Here is a 17,032-nt window from a genome sequence, read left to right on the forward strand (position 1 = left end):
GCGCATCGGGCGTTTGCTGAGGAATCAGGCCGCCTTTTCCTTGCGCGGTTCGCGCAAGCCCATTTCCTTGCGGAAGATATCTTCCATCTCGCGCCGCACCCTGATCGCCTCGCGCGAAGCGTCGATGGCCACGTCCGCCCAGCTCACCGTCTGGCCGGCGGCCACCGGCCGCTGCAGCACGATGCCATGCGCCAGCCCGATGGGCAGCGCCTCGTGGTTGAGCGAGGCGGCGGCCGGCATCAGCTTGCCGTAGACCATGTAGCCGCCTTCGCCATCGAGTTTTTCGCCCGGCTTGAGGTCGCGCTTGGCGACGGCCACCGTGTCGCCTGCGAATCCCCGCGTGTCGCCGGTCGGCTGGCCGCGCACCGCGATGCTGGCGACCGAGTAGCCCAGTTCCAGGCCGATCAGATGATAGGGTTTGTACATCGAGGCGAAGCGGCCGCTGGCGTCGGTCTTCAGGCCGTATTGGGCGAAACAGTCGCGCACGTAGTCGGTGGGCGCTTCGAAGGTAACGTAGACGCCCCAGCGCAGGTCGCGGAACACCGGACGGCCGTCGCGTTCCAGCGAGGACACCACTTCCACCGTGCCCGAGTGCGGCAGGATGCCGCCGGCCGCTTGCGGACGCAGGATGGTCGGCAGGTCGTCCACGCCGCAGGGCGGGAAGGCCAGGCCGGCGTCGGCCGGGCGCAGGCCGCAGGCGTTGGAGACGGCGGCCATCTCCAGCGCCGATTTGGTGCCGTCGAGGAAGGAGTTGAACATCTGCGGGTTGAAGTCGCCGCCGGCCACCTGTGCTTCGCTGAAGCCGTAGTGGCCCCATACCGTGTCCGGGGTGGACTGGTGATAGACCGGCAGGTACTTGGTGCCCTTGCCGGCGCAGACCACCTCGAAACCGGAGGTGCGCGCCCAGTCCACCATCTCGGCGATCAGCGCCGGCTGGTCGCCGTAGGCCATCGAGTAGATGATGCCGGCTTCGGCCGCACGCCGCGCCAGCAGCGGGCCGGCCAGCGCATCGGCCTCGACGTTGACCATGATGATGTGCTTCTTGTGCTGGCAGCACAGCAGCGTGTGGCGGATGCCGGCGGCCGGGCTGCCGGTGGCGTCGATCACGATGTCCAGCTCGGGCCGCGCAATCAGCGCCTCGGCGTCGTCCTGTACGAAGGTGCTGCCGTGCCGCAGCGCCTCGTCCCACGAACGCGCGGCATATTGCTCGGCTTTCCAGCCGACCCGCTGCAGCGATTGCTGCGCGCGCTGCGGCGACAGGTCGGCAATGCCCAGCAGGTGCACGCCCGGCGTGCGCGGCACCTGCGACAGGAACATCGATCCGAACTTGCCGGCCCCGATCAGGCCCACCCGCACCGGCTTGCCTTGTTCGGCCAGCGCCTTGAGTTGATTGAACATCGTTGCCATGCCGTCTCCTCGCGTTGATGTGTAAAACCCGCGGGGCCGGTGCGTTTGCCGTTATCCGTTTGTCGCTATCCGGCCATCGTTGTAGCGAAAAGAGTAGCATTGGGGTTTTCACGCGTAAATGTCGAAATTTGCACATTTGTCGTGCAATAAATCGCATATCCAACAGGGCTCAACGATGAGGAAATTCGACTGGGATGACCTGCAAGCCTTCCTCGCGGTGGTGCGCACCGGACGCCTGACGGTGGCCGCGCGCAAGCTGGGGGTGGACCATTCCACGCTGAGCCGGCGCATTGCCGGGCTGGAGCAGGCGATCGGGGCCACGCTGTTCGACCGCCGCGCGGCCGGTTATGCGTTGACCGCCGAAGGCGAGCGCCTGGTGCCGGATGCCGAGGCGATGGAAAACCTGGCAATCTGTATCCGTTCGCGCCAGGACGATGCGGCCCAGGGGCTGACCGGGTCGGTGCGCATCGGCACGCCGGAAGCATGGGGCACCTATTTCCTGGCGCCTGAACTGAAGGAACTGGCGCGCCTGCATCCCGAGCTGGAAGTGGAGCTGGTGGCCAATCCGCGCATGTTCAGCCTTTCCAAGCGGGAGGCCGACATCGCAGTGAGCATGACGCGGCCGGAACAGGGCCGGCTGATCGCGCGCCGCCTGAACGACTACGAACTAGGCATCTATGCCGCGCGCAGCTATCTGGCCGAACACGGCGAGGTCGCCGGCCGCAGCCAACTGACGCAGCACCGCTGGGTCGGCTATATCGAAGACCTGATGTGGTCTTCCGAGCTGGATTATCTGGGGGAAATTTCGGCCTCGCTGGCGCCGCACATCCGGATTTCCAATGTGATCAGCCAGGTGCAGGCGGTGGCCGCGGGCGTCGGCCTGGGGGTGCTGCCGTGTTTTCTGGCGCGACGGGAGCCGGAGCTGGTCAGGGTCTTGCCCGATGAGATCCGACTCACGCGCTCCTACTGGCTGCTCACGCATGCCGATGCGCGCGACCTGGTGCGGGTGCAGGCGGTGGCGGATTTCATTTTCAGCCGCCTGGCTGCGCGCGGCGGGGATTTCTGGAGGGATACGGCGTAGCCGGCGGGTAGCGGGAAGAGGGGAATAAAGCAGCGTCGATAAAGCACCGGCGTTCAGCTGCTGCGCGCTTTCTCGATGGTTTCGCGCGCAGCTTCCATCATGGCGGCGGGCTCGGGGGCGTTGGATTCCAGGTAATGGTTTTCCAGCGTGACGGCCAGGTTGCTCATCTTTTCCGACAGCTCGGCCAGGGCCACGCTGAGTTCACACATCAAGGCGGAGATGTTCTTCGGCGGTTGGTCCATGGCTGCGTCCTTTTCAGAGTGCGATCCCCCCTGTTGGCATGTCCGGAGATTCAGTGCGGCGCCAGCAAAGTAGGTACAAACCGATTGCGTTGCACGTTCCCGATTATTCTATGACGAATATCCCTTGGACTGTTGGGCGTCTCAAAGGTGCGGGAAAAAATGCAAGAAGAAGGGAAATTGTTTGGCATATGGCAATCATGCGCGCCATTGCCTTGCGCAGCCGGCAATCCATGAAAGCCGGACTTGCCGTTGTGCCATGGCAAGCCCGGCGGTAGCGGGAACGGGTTCTTACAGGTATTTCACTTCGATGGTGGCCGAGCCGTCCAGCGGCACGTCCTGGTCCAGCGGCAGTTCTTCGGCCTTGTTGAGCACCGGGTTCACCGTGATCAGGGTCGACAGCACCTTTTGCGCGACCGGTTGCGTGCCGTTGCCGGCGAAGGAGAAATACTGGCCTTGGTGCTGGATGTAGCCGCTGCCGGCATTCCAGTTGCTGCCGTTGTCGGTGGAGACGATGCTGGTGACGCTGCGGCCGTCCGCGGTGGCGCCATCCTGGAAAGAGAGCACGTAGCCGCCGACCTTCTTGCCGGCCACGGCGCCCAGTCCGAAGTTGTACGCGTTGCCGGCCTGGATGCTGTCGGTAATGCCGGCCACGCGCGAGGAAGCGCGGTTGTCGATGACGGTCAGGGCGATCTTGGCGGCGGCGTTGCAGCTCACGGTCAGGGCGATCTGGCGGGCCGGCAGGGCGGTGGTCTGGCCGTGGCGCAAGGCGCCGGCCGAGATGCTGCCATAGTCGACCACGCCATCGGCGGCCAGGATAGGAGTGCAGGCCGCCGGACGGATCACGCCGGTGACCTTCAGCTCCACCGACGGCGCCGCATGCGACAGGCTTGCTGCGCTTGCAGCGGCAACCAAGGGCAGCATGTTCAGGAGGCGTTTCATCATTGGTTCGGCTTGTCGGTAAGCGCAATGGGTTGCGCGATGAAGCCATTCTCCCGATCCGGGTCTCCCATTTATATGGGAAAAATCTCAAAAACCTTCTGAAATCCAGGTTCCCCGACAGCGCTTTCTCCATGAAAAAGCCCGCACTGGGCGGGCCTGAGGTTGTCGGGGCCAGATCGGGCGATATCGATCTGGCAATAAGAGGCGGTCAGAACGTTTCCCAATCGCCTTCATTGTCGCCGGCCGGCAGGCGCGAAGGCGATTTCGCGGCGGGTTGGGTGGCCGGCTTTGCTGCTGCGGCTGTGTTCGTTTTGGCGGCCGCAGCTGCAATGGGCTTTGCCGGGGCCGGCCGGGTTGCCGCCGCGGGCTTTTTGATGGCGGCAGGGGCGTGCGCTTTGGGACGCGGCGCTGCCGCCGGCGCCGGTGCGGCCTGGACGCCGTGCGCTTGCGCGGCATCGATGCGGAAGCTGTTGACCAGCCCCGCCAGCGTGGAGGCCTGATCCTGCAGCGACTGCGCCGCGGCGGCAGCCTGTTCGACCAGCGCGGCATTTTGCTGCGTGCTTTCATCCATTTGCGAGATGGCGCTGCCCACTTCGGCGATACCGGCGCTTTGTTCCTGGCTGGCTGAACTGATCTCGCCGACGATGTCGGTCACGCGCCTGACGCTGGCCACTACCTCGGTCATGGTCGCGCCGGCCTGCTCGACCAGTTTGCTGCCGGTATCGACCTTGGCCACCGAGTCGTCGATCAGCGCCTTGATCTCCTTGGCTGCCGATGCCGAACGCTGCGCCAGCGAGCGCACCTCCGACGCCACCACCGCGAAACCGCGGCCCTGCTCGCCGGCGCGCGCGGCTTCCACCGCCGCGTTCAACGCCAGGATGTTGGTCTGGAAGGCGATGCCGTCGATCACGCCGATGATGTCGGCGATCTTGCGCGAACTCTCGGTGATGCCCTCCATGGTCTGCACCACCTGGCCGACCACGCTGCCGCCCTGGATCGCCACTTCCGAGGCCGACTCTGCCAGTTGATTCGCCTGGCGCGCGTTGTCGGCGTTTTGCTTGACGGTGGAGGTCAGTTCTTCCATCGCCGAGGCGGTCTCTTCCAGCGAGCCGGCCTGCTGTTCGGTGCGCGAGGACAGGTCGAGGTTGCCGCTGGCGATTTCGCCGGAGGCGGTAGCGATGGTGTCCGCCGAGAGCTTGATGTTGGAGATGGTCGACAGCAGCGAATCGCGCATGCTGCGCACCGAGAACAGCAGGCTGCTGGTGTCGCCCGGCCTGGTCTCGATGTCGGGCGTGAGGTCGCCTTGCGCGATGCGGTTGGCGACATCGGCCGCACGCGCCGGATCGCCGCCGATGGTGCGCATGATGCCGCGGTTGATGAAGACCACCAGCGCCACCAGCGGCAACGCGACCAAGGCAAACAGCGCGGCTATCTGCCATAGCGTACGCATGAAGGCGGCATGGATGTCATCGGTGTAGGCGCCGGTGGTCATGTTCCAGTCCCAGGGCTTGTAGGCGATGACGAAGGAGGTCTTGGGCACCGGATCGGCTGCGCCTACCTTGGGCCACAGGTAGTTGACGAAACCGCCTTCGGGGGCGGCGCCGGCTTTCGAGATTTCCACGAACAGGAAGGTTCCGGCCGGATCCTTGAGTGTGGACAGGTCCTTGCCGTCAAGCTCGGGTTTGATCGGGTGCATCACGACGATCTGTTTGGAGGTCGAGATCGAGAAGTAACCATCGGCGCCGTAGCGGATGCTCTTGACGGCGGCGATGGCGCGTTTCTGGGCCTCTTCCTTGCTCAGTGCGCCGCTGTCGGCTTGCGCGCCATAGCTTTTGACCAGCGAGAGAGCGCTCTGGCCGATGTTGGTGAGGTCGTTTTTGCGTTCCTCCAGCCGGATATTGCGCATGGTCACCGCACTGAATATCGAGATGGCAAGCAATGCGGCCAGGCTCAGGACAAGCGGCAGCCAAAGTTTTTTATTGAATGACAGCTGGCTCATGGTGACGTCTCCCTGGTTTGATGATGTTGTGTCGGCGTCTTTGCACCGTAGAAATTCCATTGCGCTTCACTTGTTCGGGCTGGGTGAACACGGATGAGCGTAACACTGTTATCGGCACGGTATCCAGGGAACTTTATTTTCACAGGAAGGAATTTGGGGGCCGGGAAACAACGCCGCAATGAGACGCGGCATCCGGCCGGATCCGGAAAAACGGGGCAAGCTCAATGGCGGATCTGGTACCAGGCTTGTCCGATCCATTCGCGCATGGCGTAGCTGGACAGCTGCAGGTTCGATGCGGAAGGGAAATAATCGGTGATCAGCGGCCTTGCCGCGCTGGTGAAGACCGTGGGGGCCGGCGTGACCTTGAATCCGGCGCCGGCAAAGGCGCGCACCGAGCGCGGCATGTGGATGGCGTCGGTGACCAGCAAGATGCGTTCGATGCCGGCGGCCTGGAGCAGCGCGGCCGACATGGCCGCATTGTCGTAGGTGGTGTTGGAGCGCTGCTCTTGCCAGCGCGCCTCGGCGCCGAGATCGCGGCGCAGGGTGCGCGCCATGAGCGCGGCTTCGCTTTCGGGCGAGCCGTCGGGATTGCCGCCGGTGACCAGGATCGGCAGCCCGGTCTTCCGGTGCAGGTAGGCGCCGTATTGCAGGCGTTTCATGCCGATCAGGCTGGCTTCGTCGGTATTCCCGTATTCCGGCGCGTTATCCAGGCGCCCGGCGCCCAGGATGACGATGGCTTGCGCATCGCCTGCCGCCGCCAGCGGCGGATACTGGTTCTCCAGCGGCCGCACCAGCAGCATGGCGCCGGGGCGCGTGCTCAGCACCAGCAACATGGCCACGCCCAGCAAGATCAGCAGATTGCCGGCTTTGCGCATGCGCCGGCGCAGCAAGAAGCCCGCCGCGCAAAGTAGGAGCGAGTTGACGGGCGGAAGCAGCAGGGCGCTGGCGATGGCGGAAAGCAGGACGGAAAAAGGCATCGGTGGCGGCAGTCGGGCAGCGAAAATGATTTCATTGTCGGCCATCCCGCTGTTTTGATCTACCATTGCCGCGGAGAAGAAAAGGGCGGCGGGTTGCCTTGCCGTACTGAACACAGCAGAATCGCGTCATTAAAAATGGAAGGGCGGACGCCCCGGGGAACAGAGTGATACGTCTTGTCTTGTTGTTGCTGGGGGCGGATTTCATCCGCCGTAATTGGCATGTGCTGGCGATCGTCGGCCTGGCCTGGGGCGCCATCGGCGTTTCGCTGATGATCGATGCCCTGGATGGGGTGCTCAATTTCCCGTTGTCCCTGTTCGGCTACCTGCTGTTGCTGGAAAGCCTGGCGACGCTCTGGGTGGCCAACAGCGGCATCGGCGCGCAGAAAACCCTGCGCTACGTCAAGGGCGGGATTTTCCTGCTGATCGCGCTGTTGATCATTACGCCATTCCATGCCAACAACATGCTGCTGGCCATGCTGTTCGGCGCCGCCTTTGCCATCGGCGGCGGGCTGCAGATTACGTCGGCGCTGGTGGTGCGTTTCCCGCGCTGGCGCGCGGCGGTCGCCGGCGGCGGCGTGCAGATCGTTCTCGCCATCATCTTTGTCCAGCCGTATCCGACCCACTATAAGGGCACGGTGCCGTTCTGCCTGGCACTGGGCCTGATCTTCGGCGGCTGGAGCATGATCTGGCTGGCGTTGCGCACGCGCATGCTGCCGCAGCGCGTTTCGGTCGACATGCTGGCGCGGCGCAATAGCGCCGACAGCCGTCCGTTCGATGCCGGCCTGTATCGCGGCGACGAAGCGATGAAGCCGATGCTGCTGCAAGCCGATGGCGGCGTGCTGGGGAAGGGATGGAAAGCGCCGGCGGCAGCCATGGAAACAAGCCCCGGCCGGCAGGGCGGCGCAGGGGAAAATTCGCCGCAAGAGCAAGATGGCGATCAGCCTGCCATGACGGTGCACGTGTGGACGCCCACCGGCAGCGCCAAGGGTCCGGCGCGGCGCCAGCCGGTGATCGACCGCTACATTGCCGCGGTCGATACCAATGGCGTGATCTCCACCGGCCATGCCGCGCTGGAAGCGTCGCCCGACCTGTACATCAGCCTGTATCCGGCCGAAGAGATCGATCGCTCGCCCGACCAGTTCGCCCGCCTGTTGCGCGCCACCGCCGATAACGACGTCAAGGGACGTTACCTGAGCGACTACCCGAGCGAAGCCGCGGCATGGTGCGAGTCGACCGAGAAGATCGTGTTTCGCGACTACAGCCGCCAGCGCCTCGAACGCTTCTGGCGCCGCTATCGCCAGAAGGAAATCTACAACCTGACCTATCGCAATTGTTCCAGTACCGTGGCGCAGGCATTGGAGGCCGCGCTGGAAGGCGTCATCGGTGCGCGCGACCGGCACTGGTTCAATGCGATCAGGATGATGTTCACGCCGGAGATCTGGGTGGCCAGCCAGATCCACAAGCGTGCGCAGACCATGGCCTGGACGCCGGGACTGGTGCTGGATTACTCGCGCGCGCTGCGGGCGGTGGTGCATCCGCGTCCCTTGTCATGGACGACATCGCTCCAGTTGGCCTTGCGCCAGAGCCGGCGGCTTCGGGAAATATGGCGGGCGCGCCGCAGTTACGACGAGCGGCGCGAACCCTGAGCTTTGACGATGCATGACGGCGCCGTGGCGGGCCGGGAAACGGAGAGAAGCATGAGCATGCCGCAGGCGGCGCCGTTGGCGCCTCAGGAACATTGGTTGCAGGCCGCCGACGGCACCCGTCTGTTTTGCCGTGACTGGCTGTTGCCCGGCGCGACGGCGGCGGTGCAAATGGTGCATGGGCTGGGGGAGCATGGCGGGCGTTATGTGGAACTTGCGCGCTTGTTCAATGAATCCGGCATGTCGGTGCGCGTGTGCGACCATCGCGGCCACGGCAATTCCGGAGGACGCCAGGGCAGCCTGGCGCGTTCCGACGATCTGTTGCAAGACCTCAAGCTCAGCTTCGACGACTTCGCGCGCCGCACGCAGTGCGTGCCGATCCTGTTCGGCCACAGCATGGGCGGCCTGGTGGCGGCGCGTTTCGCCACCGGCGGATTCAGCCCGGTGCGCGCGCTGGCGTTGTCATCGCCGGCATTGGCGCTGGATATGCAGGCTTGGCAAAAGTGGTTGCTGGCGCTATCGAGCCGGGTGGCGCCGGGTTATTCGTTGCCCACCGCATTGCCGGCCAGCCGCATTTCGCACGATCCCGAACAAATCGCGGTCTATCGGCGCGACCCGCTCAATCACGGCAAGATCGCGCCGCGCATGCTCAATTTCATGCTGGATGCGATGCAGCAGGCCGTGCGCGCGGCCGGCCGGTTCCAGCAGCCGGTGCTGATGCAGGTAGCGGGCGACGATGCGTTTGTCGCCCCGCGCGGCAGCCGCGACTTTTTCGATGCCTTGCCGGCCGGCCGCAAGACCATGCATTGGTATGGCACGGCCTACCACGAGATATTCAATGAAGCGCCGGAAATCCGGGAGCTGGCCAGAAACGATCTGCGCCAATGGCTGGCGCAATTGCCAACGGATGCCTGAAGCGACTAAAGACTCGGGTTCGGAAATTAACCGGAAATTACCCATGTAAAGATGGTTTCGGGCGCTTTCGCGCCCCTGCATCGGCCTCAGGGCTGTCCGCTGGGGACATTGCTGAAGGCGCAACGGCTGTCGAATCCGACGAAGCCCGGCGCGCAGGCGCAGCCGCCCAGCGCCAGCAGCAGCGTGATGGCAGCGACAGTGGAGGCAAGACGCATCATGCGTATTCTTTCGTTCCGGTTTGCAAACCTGCGAGTGTAATGGCCCGTCAGGCTTTTGCAAGATGCAGGGGGAAGGGGCGCGCGCCTGGCGGCACGCCATCTTGTCATTTCCTGTCGACGCCGGTCTTGCCGGTACGGCAAGCAAGATTGCCTGACGGAAAAGAAACCTTGTTATCAATATCAATGATAAGAAGGCAAGATAGAGAGGTAGCGGAGTGGGGGGATGAAAAAGAAAAAAGCGGATTGTCTGCATTGCAATGCGACAATTACCGCTTTTTCAGAGTTGCCGTTTTTATTCCCCATCTCCTTGGGACAAGGAGATCCGGCCAACCGGGGAAGCTGATTACTTGATCGAAATCAGGTAGCGGGCGACCATTGCGCCGATCAGCAGGGTGTAGGGCAGAAAGTCGGTAACGATGTTCATAATGAGCTCCGCAAAAAAGTTGATCTGTTGCGTTGCAATATATGTGTTTCATCGAAAAGCGGCCAATTTTGAATCCCAATATCAGTTATCGATTTCTTGAATAACTGGACGAAGCCCTGTGCGCATCATGCCCGGGTATCTGAAAACCCTTTGATATCAATGGCTTGCAGCCAAGTCGTTGCAGGGAAAAAGAGCCTGTGGAGCGATGTGCCGCGGAAAAGACATCGCCGCGCGGTGTTTCATCCGCGCGACATGCCAACGTTGGCGGCGCAGCAGGGGATTATTGCCCGGCCAGGCTCATTTTCAGGCCGCGCAGATCGGAAGCGATGCGGATCCTGTAGGCGGCGCCGTTCTTCACATCCAGCGTGATCTTGTGCTGGTCGGTATAGCCGGGCGAATTGAGGGTATGGACCGGTTTGACGCTGAAGACGTAACTGCCCGGCTTGAGCCAGATCGCCAGTCGTTCGCCGCCGGTGATCTGCGCCAGCACCACGTCGTTGATGGCCAATTCCATCATTTCATTGTTGAGCATGCCGCTGTCGCGGGTGAACTCGATCCGGTTCAGCCCGCTTTCCTGTTGCGTCATGCTCTTGATATAGACGCGCGACGGCGGAATGTCCCCGCTGGCGGTCCGTTCGACCGGAGACGCGCACCCCGCCAGGGCGATCACGGTTGCACATGCTGCGAGCGCTTTGATCATGTTCCTCATCCTTGTGTTTTTGATGGTGTTTCTGCTGGAGCCGGCAACGATAGCACGTCAGGCCCGGGTGCCGTCCGCGCACTGATGCGCCGCCGCCGCTTCCCGTTCCAGTTGCAGCAGGTGTTTTTCTATCTCGAAGACATGCGCGTCGTCGCTGCCCAGCTCGCGCAGCGCCTGCGCCAGCAGCAGCAGGTATTCGCTGTTGCGCCCGCTGGGGCCGGCTGCGCGGAAGATCTGGCGCGCGATTTCCTTTTCGCTGGCGGGGCCGGCGAAGGCGGCGTTTTCTTCCGAGGCGATGTAGATCAGGCCTTCGGCTTTTTCCGAGTCGCCGAAGTGGATGTCAGTTACCAGACGCAGGTAGCCGTTCTTTTCGCGGTGGTCGAGATGGGCGAAGACACCCGGGGTGATCAGGTAGGCCATGCCGGAGCAGACCGCATCGGCTTGCGGCACCAGCGTCACCACCCGGCCCGGCGCCTCGGCGGTGCCGCGATGGTCGTGCGAACCCTGCCAGAAGCGGCGCGCCCAGCCGAGGATGTGGGCGGGACGCCGTTCGATGAAGGGGAAATCGGCCTTGAAGATGATGGATCCGTAGCCGAACAGCCAGACGCTGTCGCGGCCTTCGAAGTGGGCCATCTGCTGGTTGATGGAAATTGTGTTGGCGGACATGGTTTCGCGGCAGGCGGATGGCACGGCCATCCCAAGCCATCCATTATAAAACCGCGATAGCGTTGCGTTGGATCTCCAGAGAGGGAGTTGTCGGTACGGCAAGCGTTTCATCGACGCAACGCCATGTCAATGCCGCCCGCGTCCAGTCGCCTCGGAACCGGCCGGGAAATAGCTTTTTCTCCCGTTTTCAGGATGGCATTCCCTTGCCGGACGTGACTTGGGCGCACACAGATTTTCCAGTATGTAATTTTTTCACTGGTCAGACCAATCAATTTTGGCTTTTAATATCGCCCGTGAGGATTTTCCGATCGGCAATAAATAAATGATGCGGCCGGCCTCTGGCGGACCGCAAGCGAGACCATACGAACAACATCAAGAAATCCAGGAAGAGAACATGAAAATCATCAGCAATATGTCGATAGGCAAACGCTTGGCATTGGGTTTCGGCCTGATCCTTGCGCTATCGATCGTCATCACCAGCATCGGCTTCTGGCGCTTGCAGGCGTTGTCCGAGGCAACCCATGAAATGATGCGCCAGCCGCTGGCCAAGGAGCGCCTGATTTCGGACTGGTATGCCAACCTGTACGGGGGGATTCGCCGCACCTTGGCCATCGCCAAGAGCGCCGATCCTTCGCTGACCGAATACTTCGCGCAGGATGCGGCGACGTCTTCCAAGAACTCGGCCGAGACCCAGGGCAAGATCGAACCCTTGATCGAGAGCGAGGAGGAGCGGGCGGCTTTCGCCCAGATTGCGGTGGAGCGCAAGGCGTATCTCGCCGGCCGCGATGAGATCAACAAGGTCAAGGACACTGGCGACCTGGCCGAGAGCAACCGCGTGCTGGACCAGGTGTTCGTGCCGGCCGCCAACCGCTATCTGGATGCGATGCAGAAGCTGCAGCAGATCCAGCGCGACGCTATCGACCGCATGGCGCAGGATATCGATGACATCGCCGCCCGCAGCAAGATGCTGATGCTGGGGCTGGAAATATTGGTCCTGGCCTTCGGCATATTGTGCTCGTGGTGGCTCACGGTCAGTATCATCAGGCCGTTGCGCACCGCGGTCGACGTCTCGCGCCGGGTGGCGCAAGGCGACCTGAGCGCGCAATTCAAGGCCGAAAGCCGGGACGAAACCGGACAGTTGCTGGCGGCCTTGAAAGACATGAATGACAGCCTGCGCAATATTGTCAGCCAGGTACGCACCGGCACCGACACCATTGCCAATGCCTCCGGCGAGATCGCCAGCGGCAACCTCGACCTGTCGGCGCGCACCGAGCAGCAGGCCGGTTCGCTGGAGGAGACCGCCTCGGCGATGGAGGAGCTGACCTCCACCGTCAAGCAAAACGCCGACAACGCGCGCCAGGCCAACCAACTGGCCAATTCGGCTTCGGCCGTGGCGGTGCAGGGCGGCAGCGTGGTGGGGCAGGTGGTGCAGACCATGAGCTCGATCAACGACTCCTCGCGCAAGATCGTCGACATCATCAGCGTGATCGACGGCATCGCGTTCCAGACCAATATCCTGGCATTGAATGCCGCGGTGGAAGCGGCCCGTGCCGGCGAGCAGGGCCGCGGTTTCGCGGTGGTGGCGTCGGAAGTGCGTTCGCTGGCGCAGCGTTCCGCGGCGGCGGCCAAAGAGATCAAGGCGCTGATCGACGACTCGGTCGACAAGGTCGGCGCCGGCAGCCGCCTGGTAGAACAGGCGGGGCAAACCATGGCCGAGGTGGTCGAAAGCGTCAGGCGCGTGACCGACGTGGTGGCCGAGATCACTGCCGCCAGCCAGGAACAGAGCAGCGGCATTGAAGAGATCAATCGTGCCATTACCCTGATGGACGAGAGCACGCAGCAAAATGCCGCCCTGGTGGAACAGGCCGCTGCCGCTGCGCGTTCGATGCAGGACCAGGCTGCGGATCTGGCATCGCTGGTGAGCGTGTTCCGCTTGGAGGGCAGCCTGGGATATGGCGCACGCGGCGCCGATGACGGGCGCACGATCGAGATGACGCCGCCCAGCCCCAGGCTGGAGGGTTGAGTTGAGCGGTCGGATGGCAATGGCGTCCGCCGCCGCGTCAAAATCTTCCTTGCACTTGGCGTCGCGGCATCCCGTTTGAGCATAAAATGGCGCCTGCCGGGGCGCGATGCGCGGAGTTTGCGTGGTTCCCGGCAGCTATTCGAGAGTGCTTCATCCGAATTTTCAGGGGAATATCATGCGTGTCGTTGCCATGTTGTTGACGCTGGCGGTCGGTGTGGTGCTGGCCGGTTGCGAGAAAACCGATTTTGAGAAGAAATCCGAATCCGACGCGAATGCGCGGCGGATTTTGAATCTCAAGCGCGAGGCGTCCAAGGACTGATATCGTCGCCTCCCGGAATGCAAAACAGCAGGCGTGCGCCTGCTGTTTTTTTTTCGTGCCGGAAAAGTCGGGAGCGGCTCAGTGATGCGCTGCCGCCGTGGCAACCGGCGCGCGCAACGCCTCGGCGCATTCGCGCACCAGCGCCGGGCCCCGGTAGATCAGGCCGGTATAGAGCTGTACCAGCGAGGCGCCGGCATCGATCTTGGCGCGCGCATCGTCGCCACTGAAAATGCCGCCTACGCCGATGATCGGCAGGGCGTCGCCCAGTTCGGCCTTCAGGCCGCGGATCACATTGTTGGACAAGGCGAACACCGGCTTGCCCGACAGGCCGCCGGCTTCATCGCCGTGCGGCATGCCGTTGACGGCATCGCGCGTGATGGTGGTGTTGGTGCCGATGACGCCGTCGATCCGGTGCCGCAGCAGCGCGTCGGCTACGTTCTTGACCTGTTCGGCATCCATGTCCGGCGCGATCTTCAGGGCCACCGGCACATAACGGCCGTGGCGGTCGGCCAGGCGGCGCTGGGCCGACTTCAGTTGCGACAACAGCGCATCCAGCTCGGAAGCGCCCTGCAACTGGCGCAGGTTCTTCGTATTGGGGGAAGAGATGTTGACCGTCACATAACTGGCGTAGGGATAGACCTTTTCCAGGCAATGCACGTAGTCCTCGGCGGCGCGCTCGATCGGGGTGTCGGCATTCTTGCCGATGTTCAGGCCGAGCACGCCCTGTTTTTCCTGGTAGAAGCGCGAGGCCTGGACGTTGGCCACGAAGGCGTCGACGCCGCCGTTGTTGAAACCCATGCGGTTGATCACCGCGCCGGCCGCCGGCAGGCGGAACATGCGCGGCAGCGGGTTGCCCGGCTGGGCGCGCGGCGTGACCGTGCCGACCTCGATGAAGCCGAATCCCAGCGCGGCCAGGCCGTCGATGTAGGCGCCGTCCTTGTCCAGCCCGGCGGCCATGCCGACCGGATTGGGGAATTCAATGCCCATCACGGTGCGCGGGTCGCGGGCCGGCTTGGCGATGATGTCGGTCAGGCTGTAATGCGCGGCGCAGCGCAGCGCCGGCAGCGTCAGGTGGTGGGCGGTCTCGGGTTCAAGGGAAAACAGCAGCGGCCGCGCGAGCGCGTAGAGGAATTTGTCGGGCACGATGTGGAAATGGCGGATGGCGGTGAAAAAAGTGCCGCTATTTTAACTTGCCGGAACAGGATTTCCGCCATTTGGCGGCGCTGGATGTGGTATTGCCGTCAGCTTTCCAGCGGCGCCCATTCGCCCTTGTGCAGCGCCTCCAGCGGCTGGAAATTGGTCTTGTAGGCCATTTTCGGGCTTTCCTTGATCCAGTAGCCGAGATAGACGTAAGGCATGTCCAGCTGGCGCGCCTGTTCGATCTGCCACAGGATGTTGTAGGTGCCGAAGGAAGCGCCCGGCATGTCCGGATCGAAGAAGGTGTAGACCGACGACAGGCCGTCGTTGAGTACGTCGATGATGCTGACCATGCGCAGCACGCCGTCGGGCTCGCGGAACTCGACCAGGCGCGTGTTGACCTTGCTTTGCAGCAGGAACTGCGCGTACTGGTCGCGGCTGTCCTGGTCCATGCCGCCGCCGGCGTGGCGCACCGACTGGTAACGCAAGTACAGCTCGTAGTGCTCATGCGCGTAGGTCAGGTTCGTCACCAGCGCCACCAGGTGCCGGTTGCGTTCCCAGGCGCGGCGCTGGCTGCGGTTGCGCACGAACTCTGCGGCGCGGATGCGCACCGGGGTGCAGGCGTTGCAGCCGTCGCAATAAGGGCGGTAGGTGAAGATGCCGCTGCGGCGAAAGCCGGTCTTGACCAGCTCGGAATACACATCCGCATTGATCAGGTGGGAGGGCGTGGCCACTTGCGAACGGGCTTGCTGGTGGTCGAGATAGCTGCACGGATAGGGCGCGGTCGCATAGAACTGCAGCGTGGAGAACGGCAAGTCTTTGAGATGCGTCATGTGCGTCCTGTCCTGTGATGCGGAAACCCGGCGGCAGGAGAGTGACGGCCGCCGGGCAGTGAGCCATGGCGTTAATTTACACCATTTGGATGATGTCTTGGTGGCGCGGAGCCGATCCAGGAAGCGGCCTCAGGGACGCTCTGCGGGCGGAATGCCGGTTTCCAGCAGGTTCAGCGGCTGCCAGCGGGTAATTTGCGGTTCGCGGATGGCCGCGCGCAAGTGGCGCAGGAAATCGTCGCGCGCGATGGGACGGGCCCCGAGCGAGGCCAGGTGCGAGGTTTCCTGCTGGCAGTCGATCATGTCCACGCCATGGCTGCGCAGGAACAGCACCAGATGCGCCAGCGCCACCTTGGAAGCGTCGTTGACGCGGGCGAACATCGATTCGCCGTAAAACATCTTCCCGATCGACACGCCATAAGCGCCGCCGACCAGTTCGCCATTGAGCCGCACTTCCGACGAATGGGCATAGCCGGCCCGATGCAGGCCGGTATAGCCTTCGATGATTTCCGGCGAAATCCAGGTGCCTTGCTCATGCCGGCGCGGCTCGGCGCAGCCGCGCATGACTTCTTCGAAGGCCGTATCGAACGTGATTTGCCACAAGCCATCGCCATGGCGGCTGCGTTCGATGCGGCGCAGGGTCTTCCTGAGGCTGTCCGAAATCACGAATTGCGACGTGCGCAGGACCATGCGCGGGTCGGTGCTCCACCAGAGAATCGGCTGGCCGTCCGAGAACCAGGGGAAGATGCCCTGGCGGTAGGCCTCCAGCAGGCGCGGCGGCGACAGGTCGGCGCCCGCCGCGAGCAGTCCGGCGGGATCTTTGAGCGCGCGCGAGACGTCGGGGAAGGGAGTGTCGATGTTGAGCCAGGCGATCATCCGCGAACTCTCTGCGGATCAGATCATGCGGCGCCGGATGTCATCGGTGTGCAGCGTGAAGCCGCCGTCACCGGTGCGCAGCTTCTTCAGATCCGCGAAGAAAGCGCGCAGCGTGAATTCCACCGTCGGGAAGGCGATATCCTTCCAGGGAATCTGCTCCTCTGTATACAGTGCGACTTCCAGGCTCTCGATGCCGGCCTGGTAGTCCAGGTCGAGCAGGGTGGCGCGGTAGAACAGGTGCACCTGGTGCACATGCGGCACATTGACCAGCGAGAACAGCTCATGCAGCCTGATGCGCGCGCCGGCTTCCTCCTCGGTTTCGCGTACGGCCGCATCCTCGGTGGTCTCGTCGTTCTCCATGAAGCCCGCCGGCAGCGTCCAGTAACCCAGGCGCGGCTCGATGGCGCGCTTGCAGAGCAATACCTTGAGCTGGCCGTCTTGTTCCCATACGGGCAGCGAACCCACCACCATCTTGGGATTCTGGTAATGGATCGTGCCGCAGCTGCCGCAGACGAAACGCTGGCGCGTGTCGTCCTGGGGAATTTGCAGCGACACGGGCTGACCGCATTCGGAGCAGAATTTCATAGAAGAGGATCGTCGTGGCTTGATTTGGTTGTTATCGGCATGCATGCGCGT

Annotated in this window: 17 protein-coding genes; 5 read left to right on the plus strand and 12 right to left on the minus strand. The window is 63.3% G+C overall.

The genetic code is table 11. The features are described 5' to 3' along the window. Positions 1-24: 24 nt before the first annotated feature. Positions 25-1,407: an NAD(P)H-dependent oxidoreductase gene (locus FB597_RS01565; RefSeq protein ID WP_183405807.1), complete on the minus strand. Its 1,383-nt coding sequence runs from the start codon at positions 1,405-1,407 to the stop codon at positions 25-27. Between the two features lie 175 nt (positions 1,408-1,582). On the opposite strand from FB597_RS01565, the gene FB597_RS01570 reads away from it, so the two are divergent. Beyond that, complete coding sequence (locus FB597_RS01570) at positions 1,583-2,488, plus strand: LysR family transcriptional regulator (RefSeq protein WP_141913085.1); 906 nt, start codon at positions 1,583-1,585, stop codon at positions 2,486-2,488. A 53-nt stretch (positions 2,489-2,541) separates the two neighbouring features. On the opposite strand, the gene FB597_RS01575 is transcribed toward FB597_RS01570, so the two are convergent. The 4 genes from FB597_RS01575 to FB597_RS01590 form a co-directional block, all read right to left on the minus strand. Further along, on the minus strand, positions 2,542-2,730 hold the full coding sequence (locus tag FB597_RS01575; RefSeq protein ID WP_141913086.1) for a hypothetical protein: 189 nt from the start codon (positions 2,728-2,730) through the stop codon (positions 2,542-2,544). A gap of 288 nt (positions 2,731-3,018) precedes the next feature. Then, positions 3,019-3,672 (minus strand): DUF1120 domain-containing protein, encoded by a 654-nt coding sequence (locus FB597_RS01580; protein ID WP_144767745.1) that lies wholly within the window; start codon positions 3,670-3,672, stop codon positions 3,019-3,021. Between the two features lie 205 nt (positions 3,673-3,877). Then, positions 3,878-5,668: a methyl-accepting chemotaxis protein gene (locus FB597_RS01585; protein ID WP_144767747.1), complete on the minus strand. Its 1,791-nt coding sequence runs from the start codon at positions 5,666-5,668 to the stop codon at positions 3,878-3,880. Between the two features lie 221 nt (positions 5,669-5,889). After that, complete coding sequence (locus tag FB597_RS01590) at positions 5,890-6,645, minus strand: YdcF family protein (RefSeq protein ID WP_144767749.1); 756 nt, start codon at positions 6,643-6,645, stop codon at positions 5,890-5,892. 164 nt (positions 6,646-6,809) lie between these two features. On the opposite strand from FB597_RS01590, the gene FB597_RS01595 reads away from it, so the two are divergent. Together FB597_RS01595 and FB597_RS01600 are read left to right on the plus strand one after the other, a co-directional pair. Beyond that, positions 6,810-8,291, plus strand: a complete 1,482-nt coding sequence (locus FB597_RS01595) for an HdeD family acid-resistance protein (RefSeq protein WP_222428633.1) — start codon at positions 6,810-6,812, stop codon at positions 8,289-8,291. Between the two features lie 57 nt (positions 8,292-8,348). Further along, positions 8,349-9,203, plus strand: coding sequence for an alpha/beta hydrolase (locus tag FB597_RS01600; RefSeq protein WP_144768360.1), 855 nt, complete (start codon positions 8,349-8,351; stop codon positions 9,201-9,203). An 86-nt stretch (positions 9,204-9,289) separates the two neighbouring features. Here FB597_RS01600 and FB597_RS20410 read toward each other — a convergent pair whose 3' ends face one another. From FB597_RS20410 to FB597_RS01610, 3 genes are all read right to left on the minus strand, one after another. Next, positions 9,290-9,421 (minus strand): hypothetical protein, encoded by a 132-nt coding sequence (locus FB597_RS20410; RefSeq protein WP_255517051.1) that lies wholly within the window; start codon positions 9,419-9,421, stop codon positions 9,290-9,292. A gap of 704 nt (positions 9,422-10,125) precedes the next feature. Beyond that, positions 10,126-10,545: an NAD-GH domain containing protein gene (locus FB597_RS01605; RefSeq protein ID WP_186442721.1), complete on the minus strand. Its 420-nt coding sequence runs from the start codon at positions 10,543-10,545 to the stop codon at positions 10,126-10,128. 57 nt (positions 10,546-10,602) lie between these two features. Beyond that, positions 10,603-11,211 (minus strand): gamma-glutamylcyclotransferase, encoded by a 609-nt coding sequence (locus FB597_RS01610; protein ID WP_144767755.1) that lies wholly within the window; start codon positions 11,209-11,211, stop codon positions 10,603-10,605. A gap of 394 nt (positions 11,212-11,605) precedes the next feature. Here FB597_RS01610 and FB597_RS01615 point away from each other — a divergent pair, with 394 nt between their 5' ends. Together FB597_RS01615 and FB597_RS20095 are read left to right on the plus strand one after the other, a co-directional pair. After that, on the plus strand, positions 11,606-13,234 hold the full coding sequence (locus FB597_RS01615) for a methyl-accepting chemotaxis protein (RefSeq protein ID WP_144767757.1): 1,629 nt from the start codon (positions 11,606-11,608) through the stop codon (positions 13,232-13,234). Between the two features lie 175 nt (positions 13,235-13,409). Next, entirely contained in the window at positions 13,410-13,553 is a 144-nt protein-coding gene (locus FB597_RS20095) for a hypothetical protein (protein WP_183405810.1), read from the plus strand. 78 nt (positions 13,554-13,631) lie between these two features. Here FB597_RS20095 and FB597_RS01620 read toward each other — a convergent pair whose 3' ends face one another. From FB597_RS01620 to FB597_RS01635, 4 genes are all read right to left on the minus strand, one after another. Continuing rightward, positions 13,632-14,696 carry a quinone-dependent dihydroorotate dehydrogenase gene (locus FB597_RS01620; protein ID WP_144767759.1) on the minus strand — a complete coding sequence of 355 codons (1,065 nt, stop codon included), beginning with the start codon at positions 14,694-14,696 and terminating at the stop codon, positions 13,632-13,634. 98 nt (positions 14,697-14,794) lie between these two features. Beyond that, the gene (locus tag FB597_RS01625) at positions 14,795-15,523 is read right to left on the minus strand and encodes an arginyltransferase (protein WP_141913095.1); all 729 of its coding nucleotides are present in this window, start codon (positions 15,521-15,523) and stop codon (positions 14,795-14,797) included. Between the two features lie 129 nt (positions 15,524-15,652). Further along, positions 15,653-16,396: a leucyl/phenylalanyl-tRNA--protein transferase gene (aat, locus tag FB597_RS01630; protein WP_144767761.1), complete on the minus strand. Its 744-nt coding sequence runs from the start codon at positions 16,394-16,396 to the stop codon at positions 15,653-15,655. Between the two features lie 18 nt (positions 16,397-16,414). Beyond that, positions 16,415-16,981, minus strand: coding sequence for an NUDIX hydrolase (locus FB597_RS01635; RefSeq protein ID WP_141913097.1), 567 nt, complete (start codon positions 16,979-16,981; stop codon positions 16,415-16,417). Between the last annotated feature and the right edge of the window lie 51 nt (positions 16,982-17,032).

The sequence above is a fragment of the Herbaspirillum sp. SJZ099 genome (assembly GCF_007828355.1).
Lineage (GTDB): Bacteria > Pseudomonadota > Gammaproteobacteria > Burkholderiales > Burkholderiaceae_D > Herbaspirillum.

Excerpts from the sequence above, each read along its gene's own strand:
- FB597_RS01565 (WP_183405807.1), bottom strand. The coding sequence starts at position 1,407 with ATGGCAACGATGTTCAATCAACTCAAGGCGCTGGCCGAACAAGGCAAG.
- FB597_RS01570 (WP_141913085.1), top strand. The coding sequence starts at position 1,583 with ATGAGGAAATTCGACTGGGATGACCTGCAAGCCTTCCTCGCGGTGGTG.
- FB597_RS01575 (WP_141913086.1), bottom strand. The coding sequence starts at position 2,730 with ATGGACCAACCGCCGAAGAACATCTCCGCCTTGATGTGTGAACTCAGC.
- FB597_RS01580 (WP_144767745.1), bottom strand. The coding sequence starts at position 3,672 with ATGATGAAACGCCTCCTGAACATGCTGCCCTTGGTTGCCGCTGCAAGC.
- FB597_RS01585 (WP_144767747.1), bottom strand. The coding sequence starts at position 5,668 with ATGAGCCAGCTGTCATTCAATAAAAAACTTTGGCTGCCGCTTGTCCTG.
- FB597_RS01590 (WP_144767749.1), bottom strand. The coding sequence starts at position 6,645 with ATGCCTTTTTCCGTCCTGCTTTCCGCCATCGCCAGCGCCCTGCTGCTT.
- FB597_RS01600 (WP_144768360.1), top strand. The coding sequence starts at position 8,349 with ATGCCGCAGGCGGCGCCGTTGGCGCCTCAGGAACATTGGTTGCAGGCC.
- FB597_RS20410 (WP_255517051.1), bottom strand. The coding sequence starts at position 9,421 with ATGATGCGTCTTGCCTCCACTGTCGCTGCCATCACGCTGCTGCTGGCG.
- FB597_RS01605 (WP_186442721.1), bottom strand. The coding sequence starts at position 10,545 with ATGATCAAAGCGCTCGCAGCATGTGCAACCGTGATCGCCCTGGCGGGG.
- FB597_RS01610 (WP_144767755.1), bottom strand. The coding sequence starts at position 11,211 with ATGTCCGCCAACACAATTTCCATCAACCAGCAGATGGCCCACTTCGAA.
- FB597_RS01615 (WP_144767757.1), top strand. The coding sequence starts at position 11,606 with ATGAAAATCATCAGCAATATGTCGATAGGCAAACGCTTGGCATTGGGT.
- FB597_RS20095 (WP_183405810.1), top strand. The coding sequence starts at position 13,410 with ATGCGTGTCGTTGCCATGTTGTTGACGCTGGCGGTCGGTGTGGTGCTG.
- FB597_RS01625 (WP_141913095.1), bottom strand. The coding sequence starts at position 15,523 with ATGACGCATCTCAAAGACTTGCCGTTCTCCACGCTGCAGTTCTATGCG.
- aat (WP_144767761.1), bottom strand. The coding sequence starts at position 16,396 with ATGATCGCCTGGCTCAACATCGACACTCCCTTCCCCGACGTCTCGCGC.
- FB597_RS01635 (WP_141913097.1), bottom strand. The coding sequence starts at position 16,981 with ATGAAATTCTGCTCCGAATGCGGTCAGCCCGTGTCGCTGCAAATTCCC.